The sequence below is a fragment of the Azohydromonas aeria genome, assembly GCF_009760915.1.
Lineage (GTDB): Bacteria > Pseudomonadota > Gammaproteobacteria > Burkholderiales > Burkholderiaceae_C > Azohydromonas > Azohydromonas aeria.
Map to the genome: position 1 here is coordinate 1 of NZ_VIDQ01000150.1, position 6,461 is coordinate 6,461.

At 64.7% G+C, this 6,461-nt stretch carries 9 protein-coding genes; 7 read left to right on the top strand and 2 right to left on the bottom strand.

The features are described from left to right. Positions 1–11: 11 nt before the first annotated feature. Together FJ694_RS38065 and FJ694_RS35685 are read left to right on the top strand one after the other, a co-directional pair. Positions 12–179 carry a tetratricopeptide repeat protein gene (locus FJ694_RS38065; RefSeq protein WP_375140300.1) on the top strand — a complete coding sequence of 56 codons (168 nt, stop codon included), beginning with the start codon at positions 12–14 and terminating at the stop codon, positions 177–179. Positions 180–291: 112 nt separating this feature from the next. Beyond that, positions 292–1,470 carry a polysaccharide deacetylase family protein gene (locus tag FJ694_RS35685; RefSeq protein ID WP_232540375.1) on the top strand — a complete coding sequence of 393 codons (1,179 nt, stop codon included), beginning with the start codon at positions 292–294 and terminating at the stop codon, positions 1,468–1,470. Between the two features lie 264 nt (positions 1,471–1,734). On the opposite strand, the gene FJ694_RS35690 is transcribed toward FJ694_RS35685, so the two are convergent. Next, on the bottom strand, positions 1,735–2,454 hold the full coding sequence (locus tag FJ694_RS35690) for a PEP-CTERM sorting domain-containing protein (RefSeq protein WP_157272266.1): 720 nt from the start codon (positions 2,452–2,454) through the stop codon (positions 1,735–1,737). 88 nt (positions 2,455–2,542) lie between these two features. Continuing rightward, positions 2,543–2,752, bottom strand: a complete 210-nt coding sequence (locus tag FJ694_RS35695; RefSeq protein WP_157272267.1) for a hypothetical protein — start codon at positions 2,750–2,752, stop codon at positions 2,543–2,545. On the opposite strand from FJ694_RS35695, the gene FJ694_RS37725 reads away from it, so the two are divergent. The 5 genes from FJ694_RS37725 (at position 2,751) to tnpC (ending at position 6,380) form a co-directional block, all read left to right on the top strand. Further along, entirely contained in the window at positions 2,751–2,885 is a 135-nt protein-coding gene (locus tag FJ694_RS37725; RefSeq protein ID WP_259373198.1) for a VapC50 family PIN domain-containing toxin, read from the top strand. The genes FJ694_RS35695 and FJ694_RS37725 overlap by 2 nt on opposite strands. Positions 2,886–2,890: 5 nt before the next feature. Further along, the gene (locus FJ694_RS35705) at positions 2,891–3,724 is read left to right on the top strand and encodes an alpha/beta fold hydrolase (protein WP_232540377.1); all 834 of its coding nucleotides are present in this window, start codon (positions 2,891–2,893) and stop codon (positions 3,722–3,724) included. Between the two features lie 452 nt (positions 3,725–4,176). Beyond that, positions 4,177–4,557, top strand: a complete 381-nt coding sequence (gene tnpA / locus FJ694_RS35710; RefSeq protein WP_232540376.1) for an IS66-like element accessory protein TnpA — start codon at positions 4,177–4,179, stop codon at positions 4,555–4,557. Then, complete coding sequence (gene tnpB, locus FJ694_RS35715; RefSeq protein ID WP_157272268.1) at positions 4,554–4,886, top strand: IS66 family insertion sequence element accessory protein TnpB; 333 nt, start codon at positions 4,554–4,556, stop codon at positions 4,884–4,886. Before tnpA ends, tnpB begins: the two co-directional genes overlap by 4 nt. Positions 4,887–4,949: 63 nt before the next feature. Then, entirely contained in the window at positions 4,950–6,380 is a 1,431-nt protein-coding gene (tnpC, locus tag FJ694_RS35720) for an IS66 family transposase (RefSeq protein ID WP_157272269.1), read from the top strand. Positions 6,381–6,461: the final 81 nt, after the last annotated feature.

The window sequence follows — 6,461 nt, forward strand, 5'->3', positions numbered from 1 at the left end:
TGCAGAAGAAGGTGGTCGCGCTGGACCCGAAGAACCCGCTGTGGAAGCTGACGCTGGCGCGCCTGTACCTCGACGCCGGCCAGCGCGCGCAGGCCCGCACCGAGCTCTCGGCCCTGGCCGCGCTGGGGCGCGAGTTCAAGCAGCAGGACGAGGTGCAGAAGCTACTGCGCGACCTGTGATGCGGCGAACAAGCCGTTTCGGCAGGGGAGTCATGTACGGTTTGCCCACACCATGATCCAGGCCAGCTAAAAGCTTGGTCATCATGCTGCTTCACTAGCCCACACGGGTTCAGTGGCTGACATCCGTAAGCCGCATGCAATGGCGGCGTTTTCGCCAACTACGATGTTGTTGAATCTCTTGCTGCGCCACCTGTCTCCTGCTGGCAGCGCAGCTCGCCTGAGCACGCTGGTGCTGCATCGGGTGCTGCCTGCACCTGATCCGTTGCAGCCGGACAGTCTGGATGCCGTCGCTTTCGATCGACTGTGCAGTTGGGTCAGGCAGCATTTCAACGTGCTGCCGCTCACCGCTGCGGTGCAGCGCTTGGAGCAGGGCACGTTGCCGCAGAGGGCGCTGTGCGTTACGTTCGATGATGGCTATGCCGACAACCATGACGTGGCATTGCCCATCCTGCAGCGCCACGGTCTCAGTGCGGCGTTCTTCGTCACCACGGGCGTGCTGGACGGCGGCTGCATGTGGAACGACGTGCTGGCCTGCGCCGTGCGCAATACCCGGCACGATCGGCTCAAACTCCATGGGTTGGAGATGCCCGGCGTTGGACTGGAGAGCGTGGCCACGCCAATGCAACGCCTGGCTCTCATGCAGCGACTTACAGCGGCCGTGAAGTACTTGCCGGCAGCTCGGCGTGAGGCGGCCTGCGCCGAGGTCGCCCGGGTGGCCGATGTGGCCGCTCCCCGTGACTTGATGCTGACCTCCACACAGGTTCGCGCGTTGTACCGTGCGGGCATGTGCATCGGCTCGCATACGCACACTCATCCCATCCTTGCTGAGCTTGAAGCTCATGCCATTCGCACCGAGTTGCGCAACAGCCGTAGCACACTGGAGCGGCTGCTCGATGCCTCCGTGGACCTGCTGGCCTATCCCAACGGCAAGTGGGGTCCTGACGTGGATTCACGCTGTGTGCAGCTGGCTCAGGAGTGCGGCTTCCGCTCGGCGCTAACCACCGATTGGGGTACGGCGGACCATGCAACCCACCGCATGCTGCTGCCCCGCTTCACCCCGTGGGACCGCTCGCGGCTGAAATTCGTACTGCGCATGGCACACAACTTGAACCGCTGCGCAGTCCGTACATCAGCTGGTTTGGCCGACCCGAGCATGCTCACAACTATCCAGGCGAACAACCAGCTTCCCGTCGCAGACACGCTCTTGGGCATGTCCAACGACTGGCTGCCGCAGCCCCATGGCAACACTGATGCTAGGGCCACCGAAGCAGTCTCAGGCACGGCGAGCTGATGGCTGCCGCCCGGCGGTTAGCAGATGCGGTGATCGTCCACCAATACGGGAGAGATGGAGCGCTTTCCTTGGCCCGGCAGGTCGCCCTACCGGGCGGTCTCCCTCATGCAACTGCTGCAGTAGCCTTGCTGTTCAAAAGCGCACCCTTCACCGTCAGAATTGCGCGCTTTCCGAGCGTCGTCCACAACCCGAGTGGCCTGCCTTGAAGGTTTCGCGCACACTGCGCGGCGTCAAGGTCGACGCCGCGCAGCAGGTGCAGCTAGATCAGTTTTTCTGCTTGCGGCGGCGACTGAACATCACACCGGCGAGGCCACAGCCCACCAGGGCCAACGATGCGGGCTCCGGCACGCCGGTCGGCGGCAGCGAGCCCTGGTCCAGCAAGGCATAACGGATCGTGCCGCCGGCATACAGGGCCTCGCCCACGCCGTTGCCCCAGAAGCTCACGGTGCTGAAGCTGCCGGAATCATCGAAGGCAGCCACGAAGACTTCGGCTTTGTTGTTGTAGAACACGTCACCGTAGTTGTTGGAAATGCCAACCTGGATCGGCGCACCGCCATCGAAGGAGATGAAGAGGGCCGAAGGTTGGCAGCAAGTGCCCCAGTCGCCTACTTCGAAGCCGATGGCGTTGATCTCATCAGCAAACGTGAAGGTGATGCCGCTGTTGATGTAATTGCCAGGGTTGCTACCGGAGCCACTCGGAGCGATGTCGACTACTTGGCCCGTCAGGGTGCCGTAGCTGGTTGTGAACAAGAATGAGTTGCCCGGCTTGGTGATCGTGAAGTCAGCCCGGACGATTGACGTTCCGCTGCTGACGCCATTCAGCGTATCGGCCTGGGCCGTACCGCCGGCTGCGACGACCGTGCTGTTGAACGAGGCGGTACCCGTGCCGACAGCATCGAACACGGTGACGATCGTGGCGTTTGCAGCCAGGGCGGATGCCGCAAGCGAAACCCCAGCCAACACAGAAGAAAGTTTGGTGCTCATGTAACCTCCTTATGGGTGTATCAAAGTGACTTTTGCAAGTCGACGAGCAATATGCAAAAGTCATGCCAAATTAACTTTTTGATAAGAATCAACGGGTTGCTGCAACCTCTAGTTTTGCGGTGTAAAGAAATCCGACAGTGACAACCGACTCATCACAGCTGATCGTTGTCAAACAAACCAACTTTCGTAAGCGTCCAGCAAAGCTTGCTTTTACCCACGGATTTTTCTGCTGCCACAAGGGTTTAGCTGCACATAGCTTGCTTTTTCCCGGACTCGGCGCCATGTCGCGGCCTTGCATGATTTATCCGGCCCGGCACCAGCGCTCGCTGAAGGCGCCGCCCAGGTCGGTGGACGAGTACCTGGACACATTGCTCAGGCAGCAGCTCACGCAGACCGTGGCTGCGCTGCGCGCATGGAAGCTGGCACTTTGAAGACGGTGGCCGAGCTGGCTGCCCTGCAAGCCGCGGCACAGGTCGCGTACACGCCCTGCGGGGCAGGTTCGATGGTCTGGCACCTCTGGGGCAGCGGGCCCCCGGTCGTGCTGCTGCACGGCGGCTCGGGCAGCTGGACGCACTGGGTGCGCAACATCGAGGCCCTCGCAAGCTGTGGTCGCCAGGTGCTCGTGCCCGACTTGCCGGGCTTCGGCGATTCCGCCAGCCCGCCAGACGGTCACGACGCCGATGCGCTGCCGCCATGGCTGGAAGTCGGCCTGGGCCAGTTGCTCGGTGCGAGGCCCGTCGATCTAGTGGGATTTTCCTTTGGCGGCCTCGTGGCCGGCTTGCTGGCGGCAAGGCGCCAGCACCCCGTGCAGCGGCTGATCCTCGTTGGCGCGCCGGCGTTGACCAACCACCCCATCGGGCGCATCGCGCTGCGTGCGTGGCAGGGCGAGCCGCCCGGCCCTGCGCGCGATGCCGTGCATCGCCACAACCTGGAGCGGCTGATGCTGGCCCGGCCAGCGTCGGTCGATGTACTGGCGCTGCGTATCCACGACGCCAACTTGCAGCGCGACCGCATGCGCCAACGCCGGCTGCAGGCGACGGATCTGCTCCTGCGCACCCTGCCTGGCATCACTTGCCCGGTGGCCGGCATCTGGGGCGCCGAGGATGCGCTGTACCGGGGCCGGCCGGATGTGGTCGAGCATGCGCTCGGACAGGCACCGGCGTTCGAGTCGCTGGTGTTCATCCCGCATGCCGGGCACTGGGTGCAGTACGAGGACGCTCCTACCTTCAACGCGGCACTGGCATCAGTGCTGGGTTCGATGGCTTCCTGAGCTGCAGCGATGTCTGTACCTTCCCCAGGCCGGGCTTAACCAGGAAGGTATGACTGGGCGCGTGTGGCTGCTGTCTCGGTTCCGGCCGTTGAGACTTGCGGTTATCAACAGCTGCCTTCGCTGAATCCGACCGCAAGGGCCAGGTGAGAGGCCTAGTGGCCCGGATTAACGTGGCCAGCGGGATACCGCTTCAACGATGCCCGGTTACGAGGGCCGGGTGACGCGGACCGCGAAGACCCCGTTGTTCGGAAAATTGATGCTTCAACGGTGCCCGGCTACGAAGGCCGGGTGACGCCGGTCACGATGGACCCGGGCCAAAAAGAGGCGCTGCTTCAACGATGCCCGGCTACGAAGGCCGGGTGACAAGGACGGAGATCCGTAAGCGGCTGGGGAAGTCAGGTTGAACGCTCAACAGCGTAACGGTGACGATCGTGTCCATGACGCAGGAGCAAATGGACATGATCGAAGACAGCAAGGTGCGGCGCCGTAGGAAGTACGACGACAACTTCAAGCAGCAGGTGGTAGCCGAGTGCGCCCAGCCCGGAGCGTCCATCGCAAGCATCGCTCTCTCGCACGGCATCAACGCCAACCTCCTGCACACCTGGCGCCGAGAGGCCCGGCAGGCAAGCGAGCCATCAGAGCCACCAACTCCACCGCCGACGACACCGCAGAACCCGCCGACGTTCATTCCCCTGGCATTGGCGCCGAGCACCGTGCCGGTGGCCGCCGACATCCGCATTGAGCTGCGCCGCGGCGGCACGACGGTCGCCGTGACGTGGCCGCTGGGAGCCGCTGCCGAGTGCGCGACCTGGCTGCGCGAGATCCTGCGGTGATCCGCGTCGAAGCCCTGTGGCTGTCCACCGCGCCGCTGGACATGCGCGCGGGCATGGACACGGCGCTGGCCCGTGTGGTGGCCGTCTTCGGCGCGGCCCGGCCACACCATGCTTACTGCTTCGCCAACCGGCGAGCGAACCGCATGAAGGTGCTGGTGCACGACGGCATCGGCATCTGGCTGGCGGCGCGGCGGCTCAACGCCGGCAAGTTCGTCTGGCCCCGGGACGGCGGCGCGACCTTGACGCTGAGCCAGCCGCAGTTCGACGCACTGGTGCTGGGGCTGCCGTGGCGGCGCATCGGCGAGGCCGGCGTCATCACGGTGGTGTAGCGCAGCTCAATTGCCGGTTGTGCCGATGGCGGCCTGGCCGCCAGTGCTGGCACGATCACGGCCGTGATCACCGACGACCGCCTCAACACGCTGGACCCTGAGCAGATGCGCCAGGTGCTGCTGGAGCTCATGGCCGAGGTGGCGCGCAAGGACGAGCTCATCGCGCAGCGGCAGCGCGAGATGGACCTCAAGCAGGCCACCATCGACAAGCTGACCTTCGAGATCGTGCAGCTCAAGCGGCTGCGCTACGGCGCCAAGAGCGAGCACTTCGACCCCGGCCAGAAGCAGCTCTTCGACGAGGACATCGATGCCGACATCGCGGCTGTCGAGGCGCAGCTCGAAGCGCTCAAGGACTCGGTGCCGCGCGACAGCGAGCCCAAGCAAAGACCGAAGCGCGCCCCGCTGCCAGCCCATCTGCCGCGCCGCAACGTCCACCACGAGCCCGAAGACACGAACTGCCGCTGTGGCTGCGCGATGAAGCGCATCGGCGAGGACGTCAGCGAGAAGCTTGACTACACGCCTGGCACCTTCACGGTGGAGCGCCACGTGCGCGGCAAGTGGGCCTGCTCGCACTGCCGCATGCTGGTGCAGGCCCCGGTGCCGGCGCAGATCATCGACAAGGGCATCCCGACGGCCGCTCTGCTGGCCCACGTCGCGGTGGCCAAGCACAACGATCACCTGCCGCTGTATCGGCAGGAGCCGATCTTCGGCCGCGCCGGCCTGGCCATACCGCGCTCCACGCTGGCAGCCTGGCTGGGCCAGTGCGGCGTGCGGCTGCAGCCGCTGGTGGACGCGCTCAAGGCCGAGCTGCTGTGCTGCGCCGTGCTGCACGCCGACGAAACGCCGGTGGGCATGCTGGCCCCCAAGACCGGCAAGGTCCACAAGGCCTACCTCTGGGCCTACGCCTCGGGCCCGATGGAGCCGATCAAGGCGGTGGTCTACGACTTCGCCATCAGCCGTGCGGGCGAGCATGCCAGGGCCTTCCTTGGACATGGCGCTGAAGCGCGCGAGGAAGAGCGCTGGCTCGGCAGCCTGGTGTGCGACGACTACGCCGGCTACTCGGCGCTGTTCCGGCAAGGCGTGACGGAAGCAGGCTGCATGGCGCACGCGAGGCGGTACTTCTTCAAGCTGCACGTCACCAACAAGAGCGCGCTGGCGGAGAAGGCCCTGGAATACTTCGGCCTGCTCTACGACGTCGAGCGCCTCATCAAGGACAAGAGTGCACAGGAGCGGCTGGAAAAGCGCCGTGATCTAGCGATGCCCATAGCCAACGCGCTGCTCAAGTGGCTCAAGGCCGAGCGCGAGCACGTCACCGACGGTACGGCCACCGCCACGGCCTTCGACTACAGCCTCAACCGCTGGGTCGCGCTCACGCGCTACCTCGACGATCCAGCCCTGCCGATCGACAACAACCACGACGAGCAGCAGATCAGACCTTGGAGCACCGGTCGCAATAATGCGAAGTCCGTTTTTATGCGAAGTCGGGTGACTTGAGGTTGGTGGGTGCCGTGAAGATCGTGGTCTGCGGCGCGTCGGTACGGCCCTGGACTTCGCATAAAAGTGAGCGTCTCCTGC